General features: G+C 69.8%; 26 protein-coding genes and 3 tRNA genes. 13 read left to right on the top strand and 16 right to left on the bottom strand.

The window, feature by feature from the left end; translation table 11 throughout:
- Positions 1-58 precede the first annotated feature (58 nt).
- Positions 59-1,573: a DegQ family serine endoprotease gene (locus KPL78_RS28215; RefSeq protein ID WP_219766633.1), complete on the top strand. Its 1,515-nt coding sequence runs from the start codon at positions 59-61 to the stop codon at positions 1,571-1,573.
- A gap of 262 nt (positions 1,574-1,835) precedes the next feature.
- Here the strand turns inward: KPL78_RS28215 and KPL78_RS28210 are convergent, their stop codons facing one another.
- The 4 genes from KPL78_RS28210 to rlmB form a co-directional block, all read right to left on the bottom strand.
- Positions 1,836-2,156: a DUF1294 domain-containing protein gene (locus KPL78_RS28210; RefSeq protein ID WP_219766632.1), complete on the bottom strand. Its 321-nt coding sequence runs from the start codon at positions 2,154-2,156 to the stop codon at positions 1,836-1,838.
- Complete coding sequence (locus KPL78_RS28205) at positions 2,153-3,253, bottom strand: LLM class flavin-dependent oxidoreductase (RefSeq protein WP_219766631.1); 1,101 nt, start codon at positions 3,251-3,253, stop codon at positions 2,153-2,155. Before KPL78_RS28205 ends, KPL78_RS28210 begins: the two co-directional genes overlap by 4 nt.
- A 217-nt stretch (positions 3,254-3,470) precedes the next feature.
- Entirely contained in the window at positions 3,471-4,238 is a 768-nt protein-coding gene (locus KPL78_RS28200) for a 2-keto-4-pentenoate hydratase (RefSeq protein WP_219766630.1), read from the bottom strand.
- A gap of 61 nt (positions 4,239-4,299) precedes the next feature.
- Positions 4,300-5,262 (bottom strand): 23S rRNA (guanosine(2251)-2'-O)-methyltransferase RlmB, encoded by a 963-nt coding sequence (gene rlmB, locus KPL78_RS28195; protein ID WP_219766629.1) that lies wholly within the window; start codon positions 5,260-5,262, stop codon positions 4,300-4,302.
- Between the two features lie 133 nt (positions 5,263-5,395).
- On the opposite strand from rlmB, the gene KPL78_RS28190 reads away from it, so the two are divergent.
- From KPL78_RS28190 to tuf, 3 genes are all read left to right on the top strand, one after another.
- Positions 5,396-5,478: transfer RNA gene (locus KPL78_RS28190), tRNA-Tyr, on the top strand.
- Between the two features lie 76 nt (positions 5,479-5,554).
- Positions 5,555-5,628, top strand: a tRNA-Gly gene (locus tag KPL78_RS28185).
- A 57-nt stretch (positions 5,629-5,685) separates the two neighbouring features.
- Complete coding sequence (gene tuf, locus KPL78_RS28180; RefSeq protein ID WP_219766604.1) at positions 5,686-6,873, top strand: elongation factor Tu; 1,188 nt, start codon at positions 5,686-5,688, stop codon at positions 6,871-6,873.
- Positions 6,874-7,204: 331 nt separating this feature from the next.
- Here the strand turns inward: tuf and KPL78_RS28175 are convergent, their stop codons facing one another.
- Together KPL78_RS28175 and KPL78_RS28170 are read right to left on the bottom strand one after the other, a co-directional pair.
- The gene (locus KPL78_RS28175) at positions 7,205-7,987 is read right to left on the bottom strand and encodes an SDR family oxidoreductase (protein WP_219766628.1); all 783 of its coding nucleotides are present in this window, start codon (positions 7,985-7,987) and stop codon (positions 7,205-7,207) included.
- On the bottom strand, positions 7,984-8,310 hold the full coding sequence (locus KPL78_RS28170) for a nuclear transport factor 2 family protein (RefSeq protein WP_219766627.1): 327 nt from the start codon (positions 8,308-8,310) through the stop codon (positions 7,984-7,986). Before KPL78_RS28170 ends, KPL78_RS28175 begins: the two co-directional genes overlap by 4 nt.
- A 98-nt stretch (positions 8,311-8,408) precedes the next feature.
- Between KPL78_RS28170 and KPL78_RS28165 the strand changes: the two genes are divergently transcribed.
- Entirely contained in the window at positions 8,409-8,762 is a 354-nt protein-coding gene (locus tag KPL78_RS28165) for a winged helix-turn-helix transcriptional regulator (RefSeq protein ID WP_219766626.1), read from the top strand.
- Between the two features lie 38 nt (positions 8,763-8,800).
- On the opposite strand, the gene KPL78_RS28160 is transcribed toward KPL78_RS28165, so the two are convergent.
- Positions 8,801-9,793: a YihY/virulence factor BrkB family protein gene (locus KPL78_RS28160; protein WP_255569539.1), complete on the bottom strand. Its 993-nt coding sequence runs from the start codon at positions 9,791-9,793 to the stop codon at positions 8,801-8,803.
- 144 nt (positions 9,794-9,937) lie between these two features.
- Here KPL78_RS28160 and KPL78_RS28155 point away from each other — a divergent pair.
- The 3 genes from KPL78_RS28155 to nusG all read left to right on the top strand — a co-directional run bounded on the left by KPL78_RS28155 (position 9,938) and on the right by nusG (position 10,844).
- Positions 9,938-10,014 (top strand) — tRNA-Trp (locus tag KPL78_RS28155).
- An 84-nt stretch (positions 10,015-10,098) separates the two neighbouring features.
- Entirely contained in the window at positions 10,099-10,293 is a 195-nt protein-coding gene (gene secE / locus KPL78_RS28150) for a preprotein translocase subunit SecE (RefSeq protein ID WP_219766625.1), read from the top strand.
- A gap of 14 nt (positions 10,294-10,307) precedes the next feature.
- Complete coding sequence (nusG, locus tag KPL78_RS28145; RefSeq protein WP_219766624.1) at positions 10,308-10,844, top strand: transcription termination/antitermination protein NusG; 537 nt, start codon at positions 10,308-10,310, stop codon at positions 10,842-10,844.
- A gap of 17 nt (positions 10,845-10,861) precedes the next feature.
- On the opposite strand, the gene KPL78_RS28140 is transcribed toward nusG, so the two are convergent.
- The 3 genes from KPL78_RS28140 to KPL78_RS28130 form a co-directional block, all read right to left on the bottom strand.
- Positions 10,862-11,236 carry a hypothetical protein gene (locus KPL78_RS28140; RefSeq protein ID WP_219766623.1) on the bottom strand — a complete coding sequence of 125 codons (375 nt, stop codon included), beginning with the start codon at positions 11,234-11,236 and terminating at the stop codon, positions 10,862-10,864.
- A gap of 66 nt (positions 11,237-11,302) precedes the next feature.
- Positions 11,303-11,518: a hypothetical protein gene (locus KPL78_RS28135; RefSeq protein ID WP_219766622.1), complete on the bottom strand. Its 216-nt coding sequence runs from the start codon at positions 11,516-11,518 to the stop codon at positions 11,303-11,305.
- Between the two features lie 11 nt (positions 11,519-11,529).
- Entirely contained in the window at positions 11,530-12,273 is a 744-nt protein-coding gene (locus tag KPL78_RS28130; RefSeq protein WP_219766621.1) for a TSUP family transporter, read from the bottom strand.
- Positions 12,274-12,362: 89 nt separating this feature from the next.
- Here KPL78_RS28130 and KPL78_RS28125 point away from each other — a divergent pair, with 89 nt between their 5' ends.
- Positions 12,363-13,256, top strand: a complete 894-nt coding sequence (locus KPL78_RS28125; RefSeq protein ID WP_219766620.1) for a LysR substrate-binding domain-containing protein — start codon at positions 12,363-12,365, stop codon at positions 13,254-13,256.
- Here KPL78_RS28125 and KPL78_RS28120 read toward each other — a convergent pair.
- The 6 genes from KPL78_RS28120 to KPL78_RS28095 all read right to left on the bottom strand — a co-directional run bounded on the left by KPL78_RS28120 (position 13,237) and on the right by KPL78_RS28095 (position 21,431).
- Entirely contained in the window at positions 13,237-14,076 is an 840-nt protein-coding gene (locus KPL78_RS28120) for a protein-methionine-sulfoxide reductase heme-binding subunit MsrQ (RefSeq protein WP_219766619.1), read from the bottom strand. The genes KPL78_RS28125 and KPL78_RS28120 overlap by 20 nt on opposite strands.
- 724 nt (positions 14,077-14,800) lie before the next feature.
- Complete coding sequence (locus KPL78_RS28115; RefSeq protein ID WP_304621887.1) at positions 14,801-15,790, bottom strand: DUF2950 domain-containing protein; 990 nt, start codon at positions 15,788-15,790, stop codon at positions 14,801-14,803.
- A gap of 11 nt (positions 15,791-15,801) precedes the next feature.
- The gene (locus KPL78_RS30685; protein WP_219766618.1) at positions 15,802-17,631 is read right to left on the bottom strand and encodes a DUF3300 domain-containing protein; all 1,830 of its coding nucleotides are present in this window, start codon (positions 17,629-17,631) and stop codon (positions 15,802-15,804) included.
- A 182-nt stretch (positions 17,632-17,813) separates the two neighbouring features.
- Complete coding sequence (locus KPL78_RS28105) at positions 17,814-19,421, bottom strand: arylsulfatase (protein ID WP_219766617.1); 1,608 nt, start codon at positions 19,419-19,421, stop codon at positions 17,814-17,816.
- 217 nt (positions 19,422-19,638) lie between these two features.
- Positions 19,639-20,427 (bottom strand): transporter, encoded by a 789-nt coding sequence (locus tag KPL78_RS28100; protein ID WP_219766616.1) that lies wholly within the window; start codon positions 20,425-20,427, stop codon positions 19,639-19,641.
- Positions 20,428-20,786: 359 nt separating this feature from the next.
- Positions 20,787-21,431: an imm11 family protein gene (locus tag KPL78_RS28095; RefSeq protein WP_219766615.1), complete on the bottom strand. Its 645-nt coding sequence runs from the start codon at positions 21,429-21,431 to the stop codon at positions 20,787-20,789.
- Positions 21,432-21,989: 558 nt separating this feature from the next.
- Here KPL78_RS28095 and rplK point away from each other — a divergent pair.
- From rplK to rplL, 4 genes are all read left to right on the top strand, one after another.
- Entirely contained in the window at positions 21,990-22,424 is a 435-nt protein-coding gene (gene rplK / locus KPL78_RS28090; protein WP_219766614.1) for a 50S ribosomal protein L11, read from the top strand.
- A gap of 4 nt (positions 22,425-22,428) precedes the next feature.
- Complete coding sequence (gene rplA, locus KPL78_RS28085) at positions 22,429-23,130, top strand: 50S ribosomal protein L1 (RefSeq protein ID WP_219766613.1); 702 nt, start codon at positions 22,429-22,431, stop codon at positions 23,128-23,130.
- Positions 23,131-23,415: 285 nt separating this feature from the next.
- On the top strand, positions 23,416-23,940 hold the full coding sequence (gene rplJ, locus KPL78_RS28080) for a 50S ribosomal protein L10 (protein ID WP_219766612.1): 525 nt from the start codon (positions 23,416-23,418) through the stop codon (positions 23,938-23,940).
- Between the two features lie 102 nt (positions 23,941-24,042).
- Positions 24,043-24,423 (top strand): 50S ribosomal protein L7/L12, encoded by a 381-nt coding sequence (gene rplL / locus KPL78_RS28075; protein ID WP_219766611.1) that lies wholly within the window; start codon positions 24,043-24,045, stop codon positions 24,421-24,423.
- Positions 24,424-24,443 lie beyond the last annotated feature (20 nt).

Genomic DNA, 24,443 nt, shown 5'->3' with positions numbered 1-24,443 from the left:
CGGCCCAACTCCGGATGGCAGCATGCTGCCCGTGCCGACTTCTCCCGGACCATTCCGCATGAGGTTCCCCACCGTGCGCTTTGCCGTCATCGCCCTTTCCGCCGTCCTGGCGGTCGCTTCCGTCGCTCCACCCGCCGAGGCGCAGCGCGCACCGGATACCTTCGCGCCCCTGGCGCGGCAGCTCCTGCCCGCCGTGGTCAACATCTCGACCACCCAGACCGTGCAGGCGCGTGGCGGCAGGCCCGATGCGCCGGAAATCCCGCAGGCGCCGCCCGGCAGCCCCTTCGAGGAGTTCTTCCGCGACTTCTTCAACCGCAACCGCCCCGGACAGGAAGGCGGGCCGCAGCAGCCCCAGCGCCCGCAGCGGCGCGGCCAGTCGCTCGGTTCGGGCTTCATCGTCGACGCCCAGGCCGGCATCGTGGTGACGAACAACCACGTCATCGACGGCGCTGACGAGATCAACGTCATCCTGCAGGACAACACCACGATCAAGGCGGAGCTGCTGGGGACCGACCCGCGCACCGACGTCGCGGTGCTGCGCATCCGCACCGACCATCCGCTGACCGCCGTCACCTTCGGCAATTCGGACGAGGCACTGGTCGGCGACTGGGTGCTGGCGATCGGCAACCCCTTCGGCCTCGGCGGGTCGGTCACGGCGGGCATCGTCTCGGCGCGCGGCCGCGACATCCGCCAGGGTCTCTATGACGATTTCATCCAGACCGATGCCGCGATCAACCGCGGCAATTCGGGCGGCCCGCTGTTCAACATGGCCGGGCAGGTGGTCGGCATCAACACGGCGATCTATTCGCCCTCCGGCGGGTCGATCGGCATCGGCTTCGCCATTCCGTCGAACCTCGCCCAGCGCATCGTCGCGCAGCTTCGCGACGGCGGCCGGGTGCGGCGCGGCTGGCTCGGCGTGAACATCCAGCAGGTGACGGACGAGATCGCCGAAGCCCTGCGCCTGCCGGGCGGCGCGCGCGGCGCGCTGGTCGCGCGCGCGCAGGAAGGCGGGCCGGCGGCGGCGGGCGGCATCCGCTCCGGCGACGTCATCCTGAAGTTCAACGGCGCCGATGTGCGGGAGATGCGCAACCTTCCGCGCATCGTCGCCGACAGCAATGTGGGCGTGCAGGTCCCGGTGGTGATCTGGCGCGACGGCAAGGAGGAGACGGTCACCGTCACCCTCGGCGAGCTGCCGTCCGAACAGGCCCAGGCCGCCGGCAGCCAGCCGGCCCAGCCCGAACCGGCGCGGCCGGTGGAACTGACCGGCCTCGGCCTGCTGGTCGCGCCGATCACCGATGAGCTCCGCCAGCGCTTCAACCTGCGGCCCGAACAGCGCGGCGTCGTGATCGTCGAGGTGGCACCGAACAGCCCCGCCGCCGAACGCGAACTGCGCCCCGGCGACGTGATCGTCGAGGTGCAGCAGGAACGCGTCTCGACGCCGAACGAGGTGCAGGAGCGCCTGGCCCGGCTGCGCCAGCAGAATCGCGGCGTCGCCCTGTTCGGGGTGGAAGGCGCGGGCGGGCAGCGCTTCGTCCCGCTGCGCCTGCGCGGCGAGAGCGGCGCGCCGGGCTGATACCGGCCGGGCGGCGCGGGGAAGGGCTCTGCCCTCCCCCGGACCCCCACCCGCCAAAGGCCGAAAGGCCGTTGGAAACCTCGACCTGGTGCTGGGCGGGGCAGGGATCTGTCGACACCCGCGCGCGCGTCGTGCCCATGGGGCACGGCCCACTCCGGCAGTGGATGCCTCTGAATGCGTGGCATCCCGGACCGCAGCTTTCCGACGCTCCAAGCGTCGCGGGGCTGGGTCCAGCTTCAGCGGGACGCCGCTGTGCCACCGATCACGGCAGCCGGGGCGCAAGCGCCTCCCACAGCGCGTACGCCGCTGCTCCCACGAGGACGAGCATCTGCAGCAGCACGATCGTCCGCAGCGCGGTCGTGAAGGACTGCTTCCGCGTCTTGTGCCGGAAGCGGTGGCGGGCAGCGAAGGCGCCCGGGCTGCCGCCGAGCGCCGCCAGGGACAGCAATGCCCGTTCCGACACGCGCCGTCCGCCTGACCGGGCCCTGCGTTTGTCGTGGTGGAAGGCGATGACGGTGAGGCCATTGATCCCGATCAGCCAGCAGCCGATGCCGGCCGCCCAGTTCAACGCGTCGCCCGTCATGCCGTCGCTGTGACGTGCTGCCGCAGCTTCGGCATCACTGTCTCGGCCAGGTGCTTCATCGTCTCTGCCTCCCAGGCCGCGTTCACGCCGGACCAGTCCAACCCGGGCAGCAGCAGGTGGCCGAAGGGCCCGACCTCCTCGCGCAGCGCCACCAGCCGGTCCAGTACGGCCTGCGGGCTGCCGGCGATGACGCAGGCCTCGATCATGTCCTCGGGCGTCGCGGTCGCCGGGTCCATCTCCTCGCGCGGGGTCATGGTGGCGGCGAGCCCCGCCCGCTTCGCCAGGCTGCCGAGATAGTCGAAATAGTACCGTGTCGCGCCTTCCGGCGCCGTGGCGCGGGCCTGCGCCTCCGCATCGCTGCCTGCGATGACCAGGTTGCGCGCGACGCGCCAGCCCGACCCGTCCACCGGCCGCCCAGCCTCGGCCAACCCCTTCGCCATGCCGCGCCAATGCCCAGCCAGCACGCGATGGGCGACGAAATTGGCGCTGATCACGCCCCAGCCGCGTGCGGCTGCGACCGTCACGCCATAGGAATCCGGTTGCCGGGCCGAGATGTGTACCGACGGCCCGCCGGCGCGGTAGGGCTTGGGCATGAAGCCCACCCCGTATTCCGGCAGCACGGTGCGCGTCAGGCTGATCGGCCAGGCCGGGCCGGCGCGGTCATAGGGCGGGTCCTGCGCCCAGATGGCCTGGATGGTCTCGATCGCCTCGATCATGCGCTTGCCGCGCTCGATCGGCGCGATGTCCCCGAACAGCTCGAAATCCGAGGCGAGGCCGCCGGCGCCGATGCCCAGCATCAGCCGTCCGGCCGACATATGGTCGAACTGCGCGACCTCCGCGGCGACGATGGCGGGGTGGTGGTTCGGCAGGTTGATCACGCCCGTGCCGAAGGCCAGCCGCGTCCGGTGTACCAGCCCGGCCATGAACATCAGCGGCGAGGCGATGGGCTCCGAACTCGCCGAGAAATGCTCGCCCACCCACAATTCGTCGAAGCCGAGCCGGTCGGCGAGCAGGGACTTCTCCGTGTCCTCGGCGAGGGTCTCATGCATCGGCCGCTGTGGCGGATGCAGCGGCATCATGAACAGGCCGAGGCGCATCGGGCGGTTTCCTTCCCGGGATCCGTCCGATGCTATGGGCGGGGCGCCGGCTTGGGAATGCGCTCGCCGTCCCGTCAGAGTCTGTTTGGAAACGCGCCATGCGACGCCTTTCCGTGTCCGGCACCGGCCGCACCCCCACCCGGCCACCCATTCCAGGATACTGACGCGGGTGGCCGGGTGGGGGTGCGGGCCGGTGCCGGACCTTCCAAACAGCCCCTCAGGTCAGCGCCAGCTCCACGCGGCCGAGCGCATCGAACTCCACCGCCCCGGAGCAGGGGCCATCGAGCCAGATCGGCGGCGTGACCGACCCCAGGAACACGACCTGCCCAGCCTTCAGCCCGCCGAAGGCCGCCGCGCCGCCCGAGGCGGCAAGCCAGGCCAGCGCCTCGAAGGGATGGCCGAGCAGGTCGGCCCCGACGCCCTCGCCGCGCACCGCGCCATCCACCGTGATCCGCCCGCGCACCGCGGCGAGGTCGATCCCCTGCCACGCCTTTACCGGCGCGCCGAGCACGCCCCCGGCATGGAACACCTGATCGGCGATCAGCGTCGGCGTGGTCAGCTTGACCAGGTCGTCATAGCGCCTCTCGACGATCTCGATGGCGGCGAAGACCTCGCCCACCGCCTCGGCGGCCTGGTCGTGGGTGCAGGCGCCGGGGGCGATGTCGCGGGCGAGGCGCAGCCCGATCTCGCATTCGAGTCCCGGGTTCAGGAAATCGGCGAATCGGGCGCTGGCCGGCGTGGCGCGCAGGCCGGATTTCGACACGAAGCCGGCGGCTGGGCCGGACAGACCCAGATAGGCCTGCATCTGCTTCGTCGTGGCGCCGATCTTGAAGCCCGCCGGCGGCAGGCCGCCCAGGCGCAGTGCGACCTCCTTCTGCAGGGCGTAGCCTGCCTGTTCCGTCTTCGGCGCGATGGCGCCGAGCGGGGCAAGGATACGCCTGCTGCGGCGGGCCTCGATGATGGCCTCGGCGGCGTCGGATGCCATGGTGGGTCCCTCCCTGTTGGGCGGCATCGTCGCCGCGCCGGGGAGGGCCCACAAGGGTGCCCTACCGCCGCACGATCTCGTAGAGCGCCACCGCCGCGGCCGCCGAGACGTTAAGGCTCTCCACGCCTTCCGCCATGGGCAGGCGGACCAGCTCGTCGCAGGTCTCGCGTTGCAGGCGGCGCAGGCCGCTGTCCTCGGCGCCGAGCACGAGCGCCACGCGCCGGTCGCGCGGGGCGGCTTCGGCCAGCGTCCGCTTGGCCTCGCCGGCCAGGCCGAGCACCCAGAAATTGTGTTTCTGCAGCGTGGCGATGGCCCGCGACAGGTTCACCTCCCGCACCACCGGCACGACATCGAGCGTGCCGGACGCCGCGCGGGCCAATGCGCCGGTCTCGGGCGGCGCATGGCGGTCCTGCAGCACCACGGCGGCGGCCCCGAAGGCCGCGGCGGCACGCAGCGCGGCGCCGACATTGCGCGGGTCGGTCACCTGGTCGAGCAGCAGCACCGGGCCCTCCGAGGCCTCGATGGCATCCTCCAGCGCGACCGGCTCCAGCGGCTCGGCGAGCAGCGCGATGCCCTGATGGACCGCATCCTCGGGCAGGAAGGTGCCGAAGCGGCTCCGTTCGGCGCGTTCGGGCGTGACCCGCCATGGGCCGGAAAAGCGCTCGCGCAGGGCGGTTTCGGCTTCGGCGGTGGTCAGCAGGCGGCGGGGCTTGCGCAGCGGGTTCGCCAGCGCCGCGATCACCGCGTGCTGGCCGTAGATCCAGTAGGCACCTGATCCGGCGCCCGCGCCGGGGCGCGGCGCCTCCGGCGCGGCGTCCGTCGCTGTGACGGCGGGCCGGCCTCGGCTGGGCTTGTGCGGGGCGTCGCCGCGGGGGTGGCGCGGCGTGTCGGCCTCGGCGCCGGGGCGGATTCGGCCGGTCTCCTCGCCCCCGCGGTCGGGGCGCGGTGCGCGGCCCGACTTCGGCGCGTGGCCAGGGGCGCGGGCGGGGCTGCGGCCGGTGGGCCGCTTCGGGGGACGTGGCATGATGCCGCGCATCCTGCGCAGACGCCGCGCCAACGCAAGCATTGCTGCGGATGCGCGGCTGTCCGTTGACAGGGGGTGTGCAATCCGGATAGTCCCGCCCGCTCCCGTCAGCCCGGCAGGGCAGGGCGGCTGCGGAGGGGTGCCCGAGTGGCTAAAGGGGACGGACTGTAAATCCGTTGGCTTGCGCCTACGTTGGTTCGAATCCAACCCCCTCCATATCGCCCGCCTGCGTGCTGACGGGACGCGATCCCCGGTCCAGGCAGCGGGAGCATGCTTGGTGGCGCCTCGCGGCGCGGGTGTAGCTCAATGGTAGAGCCCCAGCCTTCCAAGCTGGTTGTGCGGGTTCGATTCCCGTCACCCGCTCCAGCGATGCGCGGGTGACGGTCCTCAGGAACGGTTCGAACGAGGTAGCGGGACAGAGCCATGGCGAAGGCGAAATTTGAGCGGACGAAGCCGCACTGCAACATTGGCACGATCGGGCACGTGGACCATGGCAAGACGTCGCTGACGGCGGCGATCACCAAGGTCCTGGCCAAGGCCGGCGGTGCGACGTTCACGGCGTATGACCAGATCGACAAGGCGCCGGAAGAGCGCGCCCGTGGCATCACGATCTCGACGGCGCATGTCGAGTACGAGACGGCGAACCGCCACTACGCGCATGTCGACTGCCCGGGCCACGCCGACTACGTGAAGAACATGATCACGGGTGCGGCGCAGATGGACGGCGCGATCCTGGTCGTGTCGGCGGCCGACGGCCCGATGCCGCAGACGCGCGAGCACATCCTGCTGGCCCGTCAGGTCGGCGTGCCGGCGCTGGTGGTGTTCCTGAACAAGTGCGACATGGCCGATCCCGACCTGCTCGAGCTGGTCGAGATGGAAGTGCGCGAGCTGCTGTCGTCCTACCAGTTCCCGGGCGATGACATTCCGATCATCCACGGTTCGGCGCTGTGCGCGCTGGAAGACCGCGAGCCGGAGCTGGGCGAGCAGGCGGTGCTGAAGCTGATGGAGGCGGTGGACGCCTACATCCCGCAGCCGGAGCGCCCGGTCGACCGTCCGTTCCTGATGCCGATCGAAGACGTGTTCTCGATCTCGGGCCGCGGCACGGTGGTCACGGGTCGCGTGGAGCGCGGCATCGTGAAGGTGGGCGAGGAAGTCGAGATCGTGGGCCTGAAGGACACGGTGAAGACGACCGTCACGGGTGTCGAGATGTTCCGCAAGCTGCTGGACCAGGGCCAGGCGGGCGACAACATCGGCGCGCTGCTGCGCGGCACGAAGCGTGAGGACGTGGAGCGTGGGCAGGTTCTGGCCGCGCCGGGCTCGATCACGCCGCACACGCAGTTCAAGGCCGAGGCGTACATCCTGACGAAGGAAGAGGGCGGCCGTCACACGCCGTTCTTCACGAACTATCGTCCGCAGTTCTACTTCCGCACGACGGACGTGACCGGTGTGGTCACGCTGCCGGAGGGCGTGGAGATGGTGATGCCGGGCGACAACGTGTCGATGGATGTCGAGCTGATCGCGCCGATCGCGATGGACGAAGGCCTGCGCTTCGCGATCCGCGAAGGCGGCCGCACCGTCGGCGCCGGCGTCGTCGCGAAGATCACGAAGTAATCGACTTCCGCTTCGGCGGGTGAGGGAGGGCGGCGTCCGGACAGGGCGCCGCCCTTTTTCTTGCGCGGGCGGCCGGAGAGGGGCGCCGCCCCTCTCCGGACCTCACCCCCGGGGGCTTGGAGCCCCTGGACCGCAATCTGTTGGCGCAGGAAACGCGACCGTCGGCATGCCCTCCTCGCGCGCTTCCTGCGCAGGAGCGGCTTACGGCATCCATTCTGTCGGGCGGCGCCCGGCGCCAGATATCGGCTTCCAAGGGCCTTTCGGCCTTTGATGCAGAGAGGTCTGGAGAGCGGCAAAGCCCCTCTCCAAGACGTCCGAAGCCCCTGCGGCATCAGGCGGTCGGAACTGTTCCCCCATCGATGACGAACTCGGTGCCGGTTATGGCAGCGGCCCGCGGCGACGCCAGGAAGACGATCAGATCGGCGACTTCCTCAGGCTTGGCCGGTCGGCCCAACGGGATCCCGCCCAGGGAATCCATGATGATCTTCTTGCCGCCCTCATAGTCGGTGCCCGCCTCGCTCGCGAGCCGCGTGGCGAAGGCCACGGCCGCTTCCGTCTCGACCCAGCCCGGTGAGACGCGCGCGACCCTGATCCCCTTGGGCGCCACCTCCTTCGACAGGCTTTTGCTGTAGGTCGACAATGCAGCCTTCGCTGCCGCGTAGGCCGTTGTCGCCTCGGGCAGGGGCAGTTCATGCTGGATCGAGGTCACATGAATGATGACCCCCGAACCCTGCGCGATCATCGACGGCAGCAGGGCCCGGTCGAGCCGTACCGACGGCATGAGGTTCTGGTTCAGCTCCTTCTGCCATTCCTCATCCGTCAGCGCTGCGAAGCCACCCGGCGGCGCGCTCGATCCGCCGAGCACGTTGACGACGATGTCGATGCCGCCGAACCGGGCCAGCACCTCTCTGGCAAGGGCCGCGCAGCCCTCCGCGGTCATCAGATCGGCTGCGATGTAGTCGAGCCCCGGCGCCGCGACCTGCGGCGTGGTCCTGGCCGCCGCCACCACCCGCGCATCCGCGGCGAGCAACGCCCGCACCACCGCCGCGCCCACGCCCTTGGTGCCGCCCGTCACCAGGGCGCGTTGTCCGCCGAGATCCAGGTCGAAGCTCACGGGACGATCTCCAGCCGGGCGATGGCATCGCCGGCGAGGGTGAAGTCATAGCGAAGGTCCACCGGGCTTCCCGGAAAATTGCCGGTCAGATGCGCGGTGACGACGATCCTCCCACCTTGATCGTCGATGGCGATGGGCTCGCTGACATAGTCGTATTTCGCCGACGCCTCCGTCTTCCACCGCGCGATGGCGTCGCGGCCCCTATGCTCCTGCTTCTCGTCGACCACGACGGCGTCGGGCGTGAAGCACTGGGCGACCGCCGTGCCGTCCGTCGCATCGGCGGCGAAGTACTCGGCTATGGGCTTGGGCAATGGCAGGACCATGGTCGTTCTCCGGGTTACGCTTGTACGCCCGCCCGAAGTCGGCCTAGCCTTTCCGAAAGGCAAGAACGCACAATAAAGTAAGGTACTTACCGAAAAGTATGTCGCATCATTATACCCGTGAAACGGCAGCCGAGGGGGTTGAGAACGCCCTCAGATTGCTTGAGGGCCGTTGGAAGCTGGTGATCCTGTTTCACCTCTTTGGCGGGAATGTCCTGCGCTTTTCCGATCTCGAGCGGGCCATACCAGGCATCTCCCAGAAGATGCTGATCCAGCAGCTTCGGCAGATGGAAAAGGACGGGATGGTGCGGCGCATCGTGCACCACCAGGTGCCGCCAAAGGTCGAATACTGTCTGACGGAATGGGGCCAGGCCCTTTGCCCGGCGCTGGATGCCCTGCTCACCTGGGCCGCCCAGCGGGAGACGGCCGACCGCCCGGGCCGGCAGCAGGCCTGATCAGTGTCCGGCAGGCGCGGAAGCTGTGGGGCCTTGCGTCAGCCCCGCTGCGATCCCTTCAGCATCAGCACGCCCACCACCACCGCCAGCGTCCCCGCCACAGCCCCCAGCGGCGCCGGCCGCTGCACCACGACCCTGGCCGGCGCCTCGGCCTTCGCCGGGGCATCCGGTGCCAGCACCGCCTTCGGCATCTCCGCCGGCACCTGCTTCGCCTTGCGCGACCCTTCCAGGTTCGCGAAGGCCCTCGTGAACTCCGCCCCCAGCAGGAAGATCAGCGCCGAGTAGTAGATCCACACCAGCACCACCGCGAGCGAGCCCGCCGCCCCGAAGCTGCTCGCGATCCCCGCGCCGCCGATGTACAGCCCGATGGCCGACTTCCCCAATGTGAACAGCACCGCGGTCAGCACCGCCCCGATGGCCACGTCCCGCCAGGCGATGGCGCGGTCAGGCAGCACCTTGTAGATCGCGCCGAACAGCAGGCTCAGCAGGGTCAGCGAGACGGCGATGTTCACCACCTCGATCAGCGTGGCGCCGCCGGGCAGCCAGGCCCGCGCCCAGCTTCCAAGGGCAGCGATGGCGGCACTCGCGATCAGCGAGGTCAGCAGCAGGAACCCCGTGGCCCCCACCAGGCCGATCGCCGCGGCCTTGGCCTTCAGCAGGTGGGAAATGCCGCCCTGGGGCGGTGTCTCGGTCTTCCAGATGGCATTCAGCGCGGCCTGGATCTCCCCGAAGGTTCCGCTCGCGGTCAGCAGCAGCATCCCGATGCCCAGCACGCCGGCGAGCGTCCCGCGCCCGACGTCCGCCGCCCCGCGAATCGCCGTCTGGATGGCCTCGGCCGCATCGCGCCCCAGCAGGCCCCGAAGCTGTTCCTCCACCGCGCCGCGCGCCGCATCCTCCCCGAACACGGCCCCGGCGATCGCCATGGCGATCACCAGCAGCGGCGACAGCGAGAACAGGCTGAAATAGGCGATGGAAGCGGCCCGGCTCAGGCATTCATCGGCGATGAAGCCCCGCAGCGCATCCTTGGCCATGCTCCACAACCGCCGTCCGGTCATCGCCACCCCCGGAAAACCCATTCCATCCCGCAACGCCTTCGGGGTCCGCGTGGTTTCTGTGGGTCGACAGGGGCGCGGGGCTGAATTATAGACCGGCCCCTCCGCCGCGTGAGCGCGTCGAGGGGCGTAGCTCAATTGGCTAGAGCGCCGGTCTCCAAAACCGGAGGTTGGGGGTTCGAGACCCTCCGCCCCTGCCACCGCGCACCGCGTCGGCAGACCCGTCGCGGCGGAGAGCGGCCTGTGAGGGCCGCGCTTCGCCACCCATCCTTGAGGACTCAGTCTTGGCCAAGCTTGATCCGGCGCAGTTTGTCCGGGATGTCCGGCAGGAGGTTTCCAGGGTCACCTGGCCCTCGCGCAAGGAAACGCTCGTCACCACCGGCCTGGTGCTGGCGATGTCGGCGCTTGCGGCTGTGTTCTTCCTGGTGGTCGATCAGCTCATCCAGCTGATCATGCGCTTCGTGTTCAAGATCGGCTGAGGGAGGACGGCGCCGTGGCCGACAAGAAGTGGTACGTCGTTCATGTCTACTCGGGCTTCGAGAAGAAGATCGCCGAGCAGATCCAGCAGCAGGCCGCCCAGAAGGGCCTCGCCGACAAGTTCGATGAGGTGCTCGTCCCCACCGAGCAGATCACCGAGGTCCGCCGCGGCCAGAAGGTCGACACCGACCGCAAGTTCTTCCCCGGCTACGTGCTGGTGAAGATGGAAATGACCGACGACGCGTGGCACCTGGTGAAGGACACGCCCAAGGTCACCGGCTTCCTCGGCGCCCGCAACAAGCCCCAGCCCGTCCCGGCCAGCGAGGCCGAGCGCCTGCTGAAGCAGGTCCAGGAAGGCGTGGAAAAGCCCCGCAAGCCCGCCGTGGTCTTCGAGGTGGGCGAGCAGGTCCGCGTCGCCGACGGGCCCTTCACGTCGTTCAACGGCGTGGTCGAGGAAGTCGACGAGGAGAAGGGCCGCGTGAAGGTCTCGGTCTCGATCTTCGGCCGCTCCACGCCGGTCGACCTCGAATACGGGCAGGTCGAGAAGCTGTAGTCATCGCCCGGCGGCGGTCAGATCCGCCGCCAATAGGCGATGGCGCACCGGATTGGCTGCGGCAGCGGCCCGTCCGGGACGATGGACGCGACGCGTTCCGGACCATGGGCCGACCGCGCGCCATTGCGTACCTGCATCGCGCCGGTGGTCCGGCGCCAGACCAAGGCCTCGACCGCGGCACAGGGATTGGCCTGACGCTCCCAGGCGAGCGGAAAGAAGGCCAGCACGGCGACGGCGAGCGCCGCAGACGCCAGCATGAATTGCAGCAGGAAGCGCAGCGCCTGGCCGCGCGACGCGCCAGGATCGCTGCGAAACCATTGAAGCTGGAAGCGGCCGCGCCGGCCACGATGCGGTCCTTCGAAGCGCCGTCGGCGCCTGTCATCGGTGCCCAAGCCCCGGCGGTCCCGTATCCCGTTCTCAGCGCAGCATAGGCTGCCCCGCGGTGGGCGATCCAGGATTCAGCGCGGGCGCGCGGCGAGCGCCGCCCGCCCCGCCGACGTCATCTCCACCATGCCATCGCGCAGCACCACCAGGCCGGCATCGACGCAATCCTCCCACACCGTCAGGCGCGGGCAGCTCGTGCGCCAGGCATCCAGCACCTCGGCATAGGGGCGCGGCCTCTCGGCCACGAAGGCGACCAGATCCAGCATCAGGGGTCGCAGAACTTCCGACATCTCCACCTCCCTCATTCGGTCAGCAGCAGCCAGCCTCCCTGGCCGATGTAGAACACGCCCAATACCGTCACGATGCGACCGGCCCAGAGCCGGTAGGACGCATCGGTCATCGCCTCCAGCACCCGCTTGGCCAGCATGGTCCCGGTCATGGATGCCAGCACGGCCATCGCCCCGAGCCACGGATCGACGCGCCCCGCATCCACCACCAGCGCGCCGAAATAGACCAGCTTCAGGCTATGCCCGATTGCCTGGCAGGCGGCCTTGGTCGCCACGATCTCGCGCCGGTCCAGCCGCCCACCCAGGAAATGCCGGTCCAGCAGCGGCCCCGACACGCCCGTCAGCACCATCAGCGTCATCGAGACCGCACCGACGATCATGCCATGCAGCGGCTTCTCCGGGTTGGGCCGGATGCGTGGCGGCAGCGCCTGCGCGATGAACGGGCTCAGTCCCAGCAGCAGCAGCGCCACCCCGCGCTGCGGCACCAGCAGCACCAGCGACCAGGCCCCCAACGCCAGCACGCAGCCCACCGCATGCGCCACCACCGGCATGGGCCGGATATGCCGCCACCACAACACCGCCCGCCACCCGTTCGAGGAGATCTGGGTGACCGCATGCAGCGCCATCGCGTCCTGCACCGGCATCAGCACGAGCAGCACGCCTACCAGCACCAGCCCGCCCGCCATGCCGAACACGCCCGACAGCAAGGAGGTCCCGACCATGGTCAGCAGCAGCATCGCGGTCAGCGCGGGCGTCATCGGCATCTCTCTCGGCTTGCCGCCCCTTCTGCGCCCGTTGCGCCCCCTTCACAAACAGCGTTAGCTGAGCCTGAGGCTGACATTTCCTGATGCTCGAACCGCGCCGCCTGCCGCCCCTGAACGGTGTCCGAGCCTTCGAGGCTGCGGCTCGCACCGGCGGATTCGCCTCAGCGGCAGCCGAACTGAATGTCACTCCCGCCGCGATCAGCCGCCTGGTCCGCCTGCTCGAACAGCGCCTTGGCGTCGCCCTGTTCGACCGCCATGCCAACCGCCTGACCCCGACCCCGGCCGGCGAGGCCTTCCGCGCCGGCCTCACCCCGCTGCTCGACCGCCTGGCCCGCCTGACCGCCGAGATCACCGCAACCACCGCCGCCCAGGTCCTGACAGTCGGCGCCGGCCCCAGCTTCGCTGTCCGTTGGCTGATCCCGCGCTTGGCCGACTTCACGCGGGCCCACCCGGGCATCGAGGTCCGCATCGCCACCGGCGGTGCTGCCGCGCCCTTCGCCGAGGGCTGGAGCTGCGGCATCCGCCTCGGCCCCGGCGACTGGCCCGGCCTGACGGCCGAGCCCCTCATCGCCGCCGACCTCCTGCCCGTCTGCACCCCCGCCATGGCCGCCCGCCTGCGCGGCCCGGCGGACCTGCTGCCCGGGACCCTGCTGCGCGTCGCCCATGCGCCAGACGACTGGCCGCGCTGGGCCTCCGCCGCAGGCCATCCCGGGCTTCGCGCCGCCGGCCCGGTCTTCGACTTCTACGGCCAGGCCCAGCAGGCCGCGGCCGATGGCGTCGGTATCGCCATGGGCATCCGCCCCTATGTGGATGACGACCTGGCCGCCGGCCGGCTGGTCGCGCCCTTCACGATCTCGATCCCCAAGGGCGGCGCCTGGCACCTGATCTACCGCCCGGGCCGCGCCGCCGAGCCGGCCTTTGCCGCCTTCCGCGCCTGGATCCTGGCCGCGACGAACCCTACGCCGGAGCGCGCCTGACCGCCCGCCGCCGCTTCGGCATCGGCACCAACCGCAACGCCGCCACCCCAAGCCCCACGATCCCCACCCAGACCGCCGGCCGCGGCCCGAAGCTGACATCGAGATTCGCCTGCAGCACCAGCCACGGATTGATGCCCGTTCCCAGCGCATACCAGGCGAACTCGATCCCCGCGCCGGCCAGTGCCGCACCGACCGCCAGCCCCAGCAGCGCCAACACCCCGGGTGCGCTGCCCTCCGGCGCGATTAGCCGATACCCGACCAGCCAGGCATAGAGGCCGGCCATCAGCATCGGCTCCGTGACATCTGCCTTGGATTGCAGGGTGAAATGCCACAGCGCCAGCACCGTGATGGGATGCACGAACCAGTGCAGCCGCCGCCAGGCCCGCCCGCCCATCCGCTTCAGCATCCCATCCGTCGAGGTCGCCGCCAGCGCCCCCAGCCCCAGCAGCGCGACGAAGCCGATGGTCAGGTAGAAGCGCAGCACAATCTCGGAGCCGACCTTCCACCAGTTGAAGCGTTCATCCCCGATGTAGAGGAACAGGTGCAGCGCGACATAGGCGAAGGCCGCCACGCCGATCATCCGCCGCAACTCCGCGATCTTCGCTTGGCGCAGGATCTGCCGCGCCGGCGTCACGGCCAGCGAGATCAGCAGGAATCGGATGGCCCACAGCCCGGCCCGATGCGTCGCCTCCGACCACGGCTTGGGGAACAGATTGTCCTGCCAGGCGTCCCAGGCGAGCAGAACGGCCGGGACGAAGAGCAGGGCGAAGGTGAGGGCCTTGAGCGGGCTGAAGGCGCCGCTGCGGTCGCGCCAGGGCATGCGGGGTCCTTGGGTGGTTCCCCCGGATATACGTTCGGGACCGGCGCTTGGTTAGCCACGCCCCATGCCGAACCGCGGCGACGCCCCGGCCCGGCCGTCCACGCGCGTCGCGCACAGCGTACCGGTCATCTTGCCGTCGGATCATCCTTGCCCGGCATCAGGTGACGATCCCCGAAGGCCTTCCCGATACTTCTGCTGGCGCAAATGGAGGGGCGCCGCCCCTCCAAGCCACCCCGCCAGGATGCTGGGCATCCTGGACCGCCATCTTCCGGCGCTGGGCACGGCAGACGGAACGCCCCCGCCGAACGCCTTTCGTGCGCAAGAGCGGGGCATGGCACTCGTGCCGGCAGTCGCGCACCGCACCACGTCGAGGATTCCAAACGCCTTCCTGATGGCTGGCCTGCTCCCGCTGGGGAGCATGAGACGCCTTCCTCTCCAACCCGGCCCCAGCAGAGGCCAACAGGCATTTGCCGCCACCGCTTGGCGCTGCGCGCGGTTGGCCGAATGCACGCCGAACCCGGCTCTTGCGCCCGCAAGGCACTTCGAGGGAAGCGGCGTGGCCTGCCCGCCCCGCACCAATAGTCTGCGGTCCAGGGGCTCCAAGCCCCTGGCGGGGTGGTCCGGAGGGGCGGGGCCCCTCCGGTTACCGCCCACGGAAGCAAGCGGGCCTGCCGGGTTTTCGCGAGGTCTGGAGAGAGGCATGGCCTCTCCATCCCAGCGCCCCTCACTCCGTCACGCGCTGCCAGTCCGTGTCGGGATCGAAGGCCTCGATGCTCGCGGCCTCGCGCTCCGTGTCGGGGCCGAGGTCCTGCTCCCACACCACGCCGTCATGGCTGATCATGAAGGTCTTGATGCCGGTGGACCCGTATCGTGCGGGTGAGGCGATGATGGCGAAGCCGCCGATCATCCGGCCGTTCACCACGTATTCCATCGCCCCGCCGGGTGCTGCCGGCCCCTGGCGGTCCAGGATCCGGTAGACATAGCCGTGATAGGGCTCGGGCCGGTCGCCGCGCTGCGAACGGCCATAGCCGCCCGCGCTCGCCGCGGCGGCGAGCGGGCCGAGCGGGCTCTCCGGCTCGCCTTCCGCCGAGGGCCAGTACAGCCCGTCGTGATGCCCGGGCGTCGAGAAGAAGCGTTGCGCATAGGCGCGCAGCCCGCCTTGCCGCCCGACCGTGCGCGCAAATTCATCCTGCGCATCGGCCATGGCGCGCAGCGTCTCGATGGCGTCGAGTTCGTTGCGCCCGATCCTGCGGTCCACGATCTCTTGCGTCGCGGCGGCGGAATCGAAGCGCCACACTTGGCCGCGCCGGACCATGGGCAGCGGCATCGGCCAGTCGTCCTCCCCCACCTGCAGCAGGGCTTCGTCCGCGCTGGGCTGGAGGATCTCGTTCTTCACGTCATAGGCGGCGACGACGGCGTCGCGCGCCGTGCGATCGGCCACGCGGTCGCCGGAGCGGACCAACCGCCGCCCCACCGTGCCGAGGATGCCGAGCAGGGCGCGCTCATCATGCGCCCGCATCGCCGCGATCAGCGCCGCGAAACCATCCTGCGGAGACCGGAAGGCGCGTGGCGGCACGGGCCGCGATGCCGGCGGCCGCTCCGGCGCCGCGGCCGGTTCCGGCGAGGCCGCCGGCGGGGGCTGCGTCTGTGCGGCCGCAGGCGCGGCGGCCAGCAGGCCGGCGAGGATCAGGGCCAGGTGGCGTGTGGTGTCCATCCGTCGTCTCCTCACCGATGCCGCCGTCCGCCGCCGCCGCGTGCCGCGCGGCCGCCGCCTCCACCGCCATGCGGGCGCTGTGCGGTCTGCCGTTGCTGCGCTCGCGCGCGGGCGGCCGGCTGCCCCTGGCGGCTCGCCCTGCCGCGCGAGGCGGCCGCCCGTTCATGGCCGCCCTGGCCCACGCCGCGCAGACCCTGCGGCGCCTGCCGAGTGGCCGCCGGGCGCGTCTGCGGACGCCCGCTCGGTCGATGCTGCACGGCGGGGCGGTTCGCCACCGGCCGGGCGCCACCTTGGCCCCGATTGCCGCCCAGGCTGGGACGTTGGCCCTCCGGCCTTCTACCGCCCCCGCCCAGATTGGGCCGATTGGCGCCATCGCGGTTCGGCAGGCGGTCGGCGATGTTCGGGCGGTTGCCATCCGGCCTTCCACCGCCTCCGCCCAGATTGGGCCGATTGGCGCCATCGCGGTTCGGCAGGCGGTCGGCGATGTTCGGGCGGTTGCCATCCGGCCTTCCGCCACTCCCACCGAGATTGGGCCGATTGGCGCCATCGCGGTCCGGCAGGCGGTCGGCGATGTTCGGGCGGCTGCCATCCGGCCTTCCGCCACCCCCGCCGAGATTGGGCCGATTGGCGCCATCGCGGTCCGGCAGGCGGTCGGCGATGTTCGGGCGGCTGCCATCCGGCCTTCCGCCACCCCCGCCGAGATTGGGCCGATTGGCCCCATCGCGGTCCGGCAGGCGGTCGGCGATGTTCGGGCGGCTGCCATCCGGCCTTCCGCCACCCCCGCCGAGATTGGGCCGATTGGCCCCATCGCGCCCAGGCAGCCGGTCGCCGAGGTTCGGATGATCGGTATTCGCCTGTTGCAGGCGGCCGCGGAACTGCTCTCGCGCCGCGGCGCGATCGACGCCGCCGCCCCCGGGCCGACGCCCCCCCACGCGGTCCCGCACGCGATCGCTGCCGTAGTTCACGCCATGCCGATGCGTGACGTCATGCTGCCAGCGATTATTGGTGATGCGGTCGCGGTTCACGTTGATGCTGTTGAAGCGATTGACGTCGATATCGACATCTCCGCGGCCCCAGCCGGGCCGCGCCCAACCCCACAGCGAATCCACCACCGCGACGCTGCCGGCGAAGGCCATCCCGGTCAGGATGGCATTGCCGACCCCCCAGCCGATCGGGGGCGGATAGTAGTAGGGCGGGTTCTCGGGATAGGGCCAACTCCCATAGACGACCGACGGGTCATAGGCCGGCACATAGACCTGACCCGGATCCGTCGGCGCGATGGCGATGGTCTGCGCTGGCGGCTGCACCGCCGCACCCTGCGCGGGCGCGACGGTCACATTCTGCGTCACGGTCACCGTCTGCTGCGGCCCCGTCTGCAACGATCCATTGGCCTGCGCCCGCCCGCGCAGCACCTGGATCGCGTTCATCACGTCATCCTGCTGCGCCAGCACCGCGTCGCCCATCTGCTGCGTCCAGTCGAGCTGCTCGTTCATCAGCCCCAGCACATCCGGGAAGGGCACCAGCGACTTCACCGATGGGTCCCAGGACTGCCCGTTCAGCGCCTGCACCAGCGCGTCACCGCGCAGCGCCGCATGGTCGTCCTGGCCGAGCCAGCGATGCGCCTGCACGATCTCCAGCGGATAGGTCGCTGCGATCAGCACCTGCATCAGCAGGTCGTCCGGATACAGCGCGACCGGCGCGAACACCTGCTCGAGCTGCGCCTGCGTCAGCCGCTCCTCATCCGCCGGCGCGGCCTGCGCCGCCGCGGCGGGGGGCGATTGCGCCACGGCCGGCGCGACCCCGCAAAGTCCCACCGCCACGGCGAAAACGACCCCCAGCATCACGCCGCCCCCGTGCCGCCGGGAAACCCCCGGCGCGGGTCGCGCCCGATCCTCTCCATGCGCCATCGTCGACCTCTTGGTTCGCTTTGCCGCACCATCGCGCCCGGCAGGCAACGGAGCACCGGACGCAACCAGACACGCGCCGGCCCGGCTCCCGCCAACGGCCGTCGAGCGCCACACCGTCACTGCCGCAACCCGATATCCTTGCGCGGGAATCGCTCGAAGGTCGCGTTGTGGCGCCCCACCCGCTGCATCACCTGCGGGATGCCCCATTCGAAGCGCAGATGCCCCTGGGAGGCCTGCTCCTTCGGGTCCATGTGGAGATTGTACACCCACGGCGCGATGCCGACCTGCACCAGCGTGTTCTCATCCAGGTTCCGCCGCACCGCTTGGTTCAGGAACACCCGCCAATGGACCTTGAACTCCATCCATCGCGCGGCGGTCAGCGTGTTCTCCGAATACATGAAGATGATGTCGCGGCAGCTCTGCCCGTCATCCGCCAGCAGGAACCCCGCCTGGTCCACGCCATCGATGTATCGGTCGGGCGAGATCCGATCGACGATCCCCGCGATCGACAGCGGCGTGTTGAACATGTCGCACTGGTCGAACAGCCCGTCGCTCTGTCGCCCCGCCTTGATCATGCCGGGCCAGTAGGCGATCCCGGGCACACGCACCCCGCCCTCCCAGGTCGTGCCCTTGCCGCCGCGGAAGGGCTGGTAGGACCCGTCCGGCCAGGCATCCTCGTTGCCGCCATTGTCCGAGGTGAGGAACACCAGCGTGTTCTCCTCCTGCCCCGTCTCCCGCAGCACGGCCATCAGCCGCCCGACGATGTCATCCGTCTCGACGATCGCATCCCGATGCGGGAACCCCGCCGGACTCCGCCCCGCATAGCCCGGCGCAGGAAAATTGTCGTTGTGCAGCCGCGCGAAGGAATGCATCAGGTAAAACGGCTTCTGCGCCTGCACCTGCCGCCGGATGAACCCTTCCGAGAACTCCGCGAACCGCTGGTCCAGCATCGACAGCTCCGCCGTGCTGTCCACCGCCCGATCGACCTCCAGCGGCCCACCCTTCCGCCCCTTGGTGATCTCGGGCGGCGCCGCCGCCCGCACCGCCGCCAGCCGATCCGGCCGCAGCACCAGATCCGGGTACAGCCGCTGATCCAGCTGCTGCGACATCTCGCTGGTGACGGTCAGGATGCCATAATACTCGTCATAGCCGACCTGGTGCGGATTGAGCCCATCGCCCTCGCCCAGATGCCACTTGCCTGACATCCCCGTCTGGTACCCGGCCTCCGACAGCATCGCCGCCGTCGTCTTCTCATCCGCCCAGGGGTTCGCCGTCGGCCGCTCCCCCGACAGGATCGGCCGCGTCAGCCCGCTGCGCGTCGGAAGCCGCCCCGTGATGATCGCTGCCCGCGACGGCGTGCAGGTCGGCTGCGAATAGCAGGAGAACAGCTTGAGCCCCCCCGCCGCCAGCGCATCGATATGCGGCGTTGGCGCCCCGATCAGCATCCCCCCGCCATAGGCCCCGCAATCCCCCCAGCCCATGTCGTCCACCAGGAAGATCAGCACATTCGGCGCCCGCCCCGTCCGCGCCCGCAGCGCGGCGAGCTTGCGCGCCGCCTCCGCCTGCTGCGCCGGGCGCGGAATGGCCGGCTCCAGATGCGGCGCGGCGACGACGGTCGGATCGAAGCTGGGGGCCGCGGCCGGCGCCGTCTGCGCCCGGGCGAGCCTCGGCAGGGCAAGGCATATCGTCGTGCCGAGCAGCCAGTGGCGGCGCGATACGGCCATGGTTTCTCTCCCGTTATCCTCGCGCCGCATTCTCCGCGCGGCGTCGGCGCGACTATCGCGCAGCTCTCTTCGCGTGAGTATCAAAAAGCGAATGGGCACAACGCGTTGAAGGGAAGGACGCGCCACGAGGAGGGCGCCGCCCCCCTTCGATCCCCCCGCCGGGGTGACCGTGTCACCCCGGACCCCGCCGGAACGCTGGCCTCCCGCGACAGCCCCGCTACTTCGGGAACACGAAGACCAGGTTCAGCCTTATGCCCCAATCCGGCCCGCCATCCGGCTTTTCGGCGAAATAGCGGATGCCCGCGCCCACCTGCACCCGCTGCCCGCCGATGCTCACCAGCTGGTTGACGCCCGCATTGATCGGCACCGTCCATTGCTGGCGCGACCAGTCATAGGTCGTCTCGGTATTGAGGAAGAACGTCGTCTGCGACGGCGTGATGTAGTTGAGGAAAGGCTGCAGGAAGGTCGCATTCACCGCCTCCGACCCATCCGGCGCGCCGCCCATGCCCCAGATGTGGTTCACCAGCGCGCCGAAGATCCACGGCCCGCTCTGCCGCAGCAGCACGCCGGTCGGCCCCACGCCCCATTGCCGCTGGCTGTACCCATTGGTCCCGGACGGATAGAGCACCGCCGGCCCCAGCCCCCAGGTGATCCCATTCACCGGCTGGGAGGGCGAGAAGAAGAAGCTCTGCGTGATGTCGCCCAGCCCGGCGCGATGGTCGTCATAGACGCGCTCGGTATAGAGCACCGGCACGATGGTCCGGACGATCAGGTTCCAGCTCGGCGTCAGCGTGACCGGCACCACCGGCTGGATGTTCAGATTGTACCGGAACGCATCGCCGGTGCCGCCGCCGAAATCGAGATTGTTCTGGAACGGCACGCTGATCAGCGCCGCAACCGGATTGGCGAGCTCCGCAGCCAGATCCACATCGCTCTGCCCGAAGGCCGGGGCCGCCGCGGCGGCGGCGAGCAACGCCAGGCCGGAGGCGAGACGAGGCGCGCTCATGGCACGGAAACCCGGACGAATGGCGGCGGTCGCAGGGCGCTCGCCCTGACGTGCAGCCAAAGCCAGCGCGATATCGTCATCCTGGACGTCCCCGCGTTTCCCGATGCCGCTCTGTTGAGGCCGACGGCTGCGCGACTATCGCGCGGCGATCATCGCGTGGGTATCAAAAAGCGCTGGCGGCGCAGGGAGTTGAAGGGGAGGGGGCGCGGGTGGTGAGCGCGCTGCGAGGGGGCGCCGCCCCCTCGACCCCCGCCGGGGTGACAGGGTCACCCCGGACCCCGCCGAAAGTGCCGCCATGCCGGACGGGCTCGCAGAGAACGCCGTTGCCCCGGCAGAGGCTGGTCACATCAGACAGGTCCTCACGACCCGCGCCTCTCACGCTTCGGCGCGGGTTTGTCGACCTTGATGGCAGTATCCGGCGTTTCCGGATGCGCCAACGGAATATCCGTGAAGCCCGCGTCGAGACAGGCCTGGCGCAGCTCCGCCGAGATGAAATACGCGCCGTTCCAATTTAAGTCGCGAAACAGATGCACGCCCGCCACCGGCAGGTCCTCGCGCAACGCATAGACCTGCGGGGCCGGGAAGAGCTCGAAGCTCTCCCCATAGGACCTCGGCTCGCGGAAAAGGAAGACCTCCATCGCATCGAGATCGAAGGCGGGAAGCTGCCGGACGATATCCACGAAGAAATACGCCTGCTCCACGGGCTGCTTCCGCCGCCCTTCCAACGCGATCGGCAGGATATCGAGAGCCTCGGGATCGAAGCGCTGCCAGATCTCCAGCAGGGGCCGCGACAGGATATGCGTTCCCTTGACGACAACGGTATTAAGCAGCGGCGGCAGCCTGCGGATCGACGTCCCGACGCCGAGGCGCAATTGCGGCTTGGGCAAGGTGCGCACCTCGTCCCAGCCCCTCCCGCCGCCACTCCCATACCAGGCCACCGGGGGGGCCGTCGGAAACTCGGCCGTGTCCCATATCGTACTTGTGGTGAAGAAGCGGCGATTCATCGCCGGCACGGGATCGACCACCGGGCGCCGCGATTCGGCGCGCCTGTACTGCGCCAGCCGGGCCTTGAGATACTCCCTGTGAAGCAAGGTATGCTCGGGCCCGTCCGGCGGCCCCGCATCCAGCGCGTCCCGCGCCTGACACAGCGCCTCATAGGCGTCTCGGCGAATACCCACGAAGGTTACCCATTTATTTGCCCGAAATGCATATATTAGAGGTATCATTCAAGCAAGGTTCGGCCCGATCTTTGATGTGCTTCCTCAGATGCGCCGCTAGCCTGAGCATTGCTATGTTGTGGGCCTTGGTTTTGGATTGTGGCCCGCGCAATGTCTGCGGATATGCTTGCCGCGCGCCGCGGCGGGTTTGGACCCAGCCATGCGCACCCTGCCGCGCCGTCCCCGCTTTCCCGCTGGACAAGCCGGGCCCCAGGCCCTATACGCCCGCCCTCGCCGACCGGCCGGGGGTCTTTCCCCGGCTGTCGGCGTTTTCCGGGAACGCGGGAGACCCTTCGGGATCGCATGCACCGCGGGCCTCTGGACCAACCACAGAGGACTGCCACAGTGGCGAAGAAGATCGCAGGCTACATCAAGCTGCAGATCCCGGCTGGCAAGGCGAATCCCTCGCCGCCCGTCGGTCCCGCGCTCGGTCAGCGCGGCCTGAACATCATGCAGTTCGTGAAGGAATTCAACGCGGCGACGCAGCAGATGGAGCCCGGCACCCCGACGCCGGTCGTCATCACCGCGTATTCCGACCGCACCTTCTCCTTCGTGACGAAGACGCCGCCGAACACCTACTTCCTGCTCAAGGCCGCGAAGCTCGAAAAGGGCTCCACCGCGCCGGGCAAGGGTGCCTCTGTCGGCCGCGTGACGAAGTCCCAGCTCGTCGAGATCGCCAAGACGAAGATGGTGCACATGAACGCGAACGACGTCGACGCGGCGGTGCGCATGCTGGCCGGTTCCGCCCGTTCCATGGGCCTCACCGTGGTGGAGGGCTGATCCGATGGCCAAGCAGGGCAAGCGTCTGAAGTCCGTCTACGCCGGCTTCGACCGCGAGAAGAGCTACGCGCTGGATGAGGCGATCAAGATCGCCAAGGCCAACGCCAAGGCGAAGTTCGACGAGACCATCGAGATCTCGATGAACCTCGGCATCGACCCCCGCCACGCCGACCAGATGGTCCGCGGCGTGGTCGGCCTGCCGAACGGCACCGGCAAGACGGTCCGCGTTGGTGTCTTCGCCCGCGGCCCGAAGGCCGAGGAAGCCAAGGCCGCCGGCGCCGACGTGGTCGGCGCGGACGACCTGGCCGCCCTGGTGCAGGAAGGCAAGATCGAGTTCGACCGCTGCATCGCGACCCCGGACATGATGGGCCTGGTGGGCCGCCTCGGTAAGGTTCTCGGCCCGCGCGGCCTGATGCCGAACCCGAAGCTCGGCACCGTGACCATGGACGTGAAGGGTGCCGTGACGGCGGCCAAGGCCGGCCAGGTTGAGTTCCGCGCCGAGAAGGCCGGCATCATCCACGCCGGCATCGGCAAGGCGTCCTTCGGTGAGGACGCGCTGCTGGCCAACGCCCGCACCTTCGTCGAGGCGATCCAGCGTGCGAAGCCCACCGGTGCCAAGGGCACCTATGTGAAGAAGGTCGCGCTCAGCTCCTCGATGGGGCCGGGCGTGAAGGTCGACGTCACGACGCTGGCGGCTTCGGCCTGACGAGATACGCCCGCCTTTCGGGGCGGGCGGGCAGGGGGCACCCCTCGGGGCGCCCCCGAACCTGTCGGAGACCTCCTGTGGCCCTCGGGCCTTAAGCCGGTGCGAACCGGGCAGGGGAGAGACGGGGTGCCACAGTGATTGTTGCCCGGGGGGAAGCTCCTCGGGTGGCTTGACGTGGTGTTCCGGCCTGACAGGCGAACCGGGGCGAAGGGCAGGTGCCCCGAGCCCCCGAGTGAACCGGCCGGAGCCCTTCCAAAAGGTTTCGGCCACCGACGGAGACGTGGAGTGGACCGTACGGAGAAGCACGAGTTCGTTGCCTCCCTCGCGGCCATCTTCGCCGAGACCTCCTTCGTGCTCGTGGCCCAGAACAAGGGTCTCACGGTCGCGGATGTGAGCGATCTGCGGCGCAAGATGCGCGACGCGGGAGCGACGTACAAGGTCGCGAAGAACCGCCTGGCCACCCTCGCCCTCGACGGCACCCGTTTCGACGGCGTCAAGCCGCTGCTGAAGGGTCCGACCGCGCTCGCGTGGTCGAAGGATCCGGTGGCGGTGGCGAAGACCGCGGTCGAGTTCGCCAAGACGAACGACAAGTTCGTCGTCCTGGGCGGTGCGCTCGGCACCCAGACGCTTGACGCCTCCGGCGTCAAGGCGCTGGCCGAGCTGCCGTCCCTGGAGACGCTGCGGGCGCAGCTTGTGGGTCTCATCCAGACCCCGGCGACGCGCATCGCGGGCATCCTCCAGGCCCCTGGTGGGCAGGTGGCGCGGGTCCTGGCGGCATACGCCAAGAAGGACGAGGCCCAGGCGGCCTGAGGGCCGCAGGAACCACCCCCGGGACATTCCGGCCCCAATTCGGGTCGCGTCGCGGGGGTTGCATAACCGATGTCAAGCCATTAGATCGAGGAGCATTCAAACATGGCCGATCTCGCGAAGCTGGTGGACGAGCTGTCCGCCCTGACCGTTCTGGAAGCCGCCGAGCTCTCCAAGCTGCTTGAGGAGAAGTGGGGCGTTTCCGCCGCGGCGCCGGTCGCCGTGGCCGCGGCGCCGGCTGCCGGCGCGGCTGCCGCCCCGGCTGCCGAGGCCCAGACCGAGTTCACCGTGATCCTTGCCGCCGCCGGCGACAAGAAGATCAACGTGATCAAGGAAATCCGCACCATCACCGGCCTTGGCCTCAAGGAAGCCAAGGACCTGGTCGAGGGCGCCCCGAAGACCGTGAAGGAAGCGGTCTCCAAGGACGAAGCGGACAAGATCAAGAAGGTGCTGGAAGAAAACGGCGCCAAGGTCGAGATCAAGTGATCTCGCCCTCCATCCCCGTC

The sequence above is a fragment of the Roseomonas alba genome (assembly GCF_019430885.1).
GTDB lineage: Bacteria > Pseudomonadota > Alphaproteobacteria > Acetobacterales > Acetobacteraceae > Neoroseomonas > Neoroseomonas alba.
The sequence above is the reverse complement of the archived record's forward strand: the minus strand, read 5'-3'. Positions and strand labels throughout refer to the sequence as shown.

What these genes read in the sequence shown, in the direction of transcription:
- rlmB (WP_219766629.1), bottom strand. Translation starts at nt 5,262, where the DNA reads ATGCCACGTCCCCCGAAGCGGCCCACCGGCCGCAGCCCCGCCCGCGCC.
- KPL78_RS28210 (WP_219766632.1), bottom strand. Translation starts at nt 2,156, where the DNA reads ATGACGGGCGACGCGTTGAACTGGGCGGCCGGCATCGGCTGCTGGCTG.
- rplA (WP_219766613.1), top strand. Translation starts at nt 22,429, where the DNA reads ATGGCCAAGCAGGGCAAGCGTCTGAAGTCCGTCTACGCCGGCTTCGAC.
- KPL78_RS28130 (WP_219766621.1), bottom strand. Translation starts at nt 12,273, where the DNA reads ATGACGCCCGCGCTGACCGCGATGCTGCTGCTGACCATGGTCGGGACC.
- KPL78_RS30685 (WP_219766618.1), bottom strand. Translation starts at nt 17,631, where the DNA reads ATGCTGGGGGTCGTTTTCGCCGTGGCGGTGGGACTTTGCGGGGTCGCG.
- KPL78_RS28200 (WP_219766630.1), bottom strand. Translation starts at nt 4,238, where the DNA reads ATGGCATCCGACGCCGCCGAGGCCATCATCGAGGCCCGCCGCAGCAGG.
- KPL78_RS28165 (WP_219766626.1), top strand. Translation starts at nt 8,409, where the DNA reads ATGTCGCATCATTATACCCGTGAAACGGCAGCCGAGGGGGTTGAGAAC.
- KPL78_RS28115 (WP_304621887.1), bottom strand. Translation starts at nt 15,790, where the DNA reads ATGGACACCACACGCCACCTGGCCCTGATCCTCGCCGGCCTGCTGGCC.
- KPL78_RS28100 (WP_219766616.1), bottom strand. Translation starts at nt 20,427, where the DNA reads ATGAGCGCGCCTCGTCTCGCCTCCGGCCTGGCGTTGCTCGCCGCCGCC.
- KPL78_RS28125 (WP_219766620.1), top strand. Translation starts at nt 12,363, where the DNA reads ATGCTCGAACCGCGCCGCCTGCCGCCCCTGAACGGTGTCCGAGCCTTC.
- KPL78_RS28105 (WP_219766617.1), bottom strand. Translation starts at nt 19,421, where the DNA reads ATGGCCGTATCGCGCCGCCACTGGCTGCTCGGCACGACGATATGCCTT.
- tuf (WP_219766604.1), top strand. Translation starts at nt 5,686, where the DNA reads ATGGCGAAGGCGAAATTTGAGCGGACGAAGCCGCACTGCAACATTGGC.
- KPL78_RS28135 (WP_219766622.1), bottom strand. Translation starts at nt 11,518, where the DNA reads ATGTCGGAAGTTCTGCGACCCCTGATGCTGGATCTGGTCGCCTTCGTG.
- rplL (WP_219766611.1), top strand. Translation starts at nt 24,043, where the DNA reads ATGGCCGATCTCGCGAAGCTGGTGGACGAGCTGTCCGCCCTGACCGTT.
- KPL78_RS28205 (WP_219766631.1), bottom strand. Translation starts at nt 3,253, where the DNA reads ATGCGCCTCGGCCTGTTCATGATGCCGCTGCATCCGCCACAGCGGCCG.
- KPL78_RS28215 (WP_219766633.1), top strand. Translation starts at nt 59, where the DNA reads ATGAGGTTCCCCACCGTGCGCTTTGCCGTCATCGCCCTTTCCGCCGTC.
- KPL78_RS28170 (WP_219766627.1), bottom strand. Translation starts at nt 8,310, where the DNA reads ATGGTCCTGCCATTGCCCAAGCCCATAGCCGAGTACTTCGCCGCCGAT.
- KPL78_RS28095 (WP_219766615.1), bottom strand. Translation starts at nt 21,431, where the DNA reads ATGAATCGCCGCTTCTTCACCACAAGTACGATATGGGACACGGCCGAG.
- KPL78_RS28120 (WP_219766619.1), bottom strand. Translation starts at nt 14,076, where the DNA reads ATGCCCTGGCGCGACCGCAGCGGCGCCTTCAGCCCGCTCAAGGCCCTC.
- KPL78_RS28160 (WP_255569539.1), bottom strand. Translation starts at nt 9,793, where the DNA reads ATGGCCAAGGATGCGCTGCGGGGCTTCATCGCCGATGAATGCCTGAGC.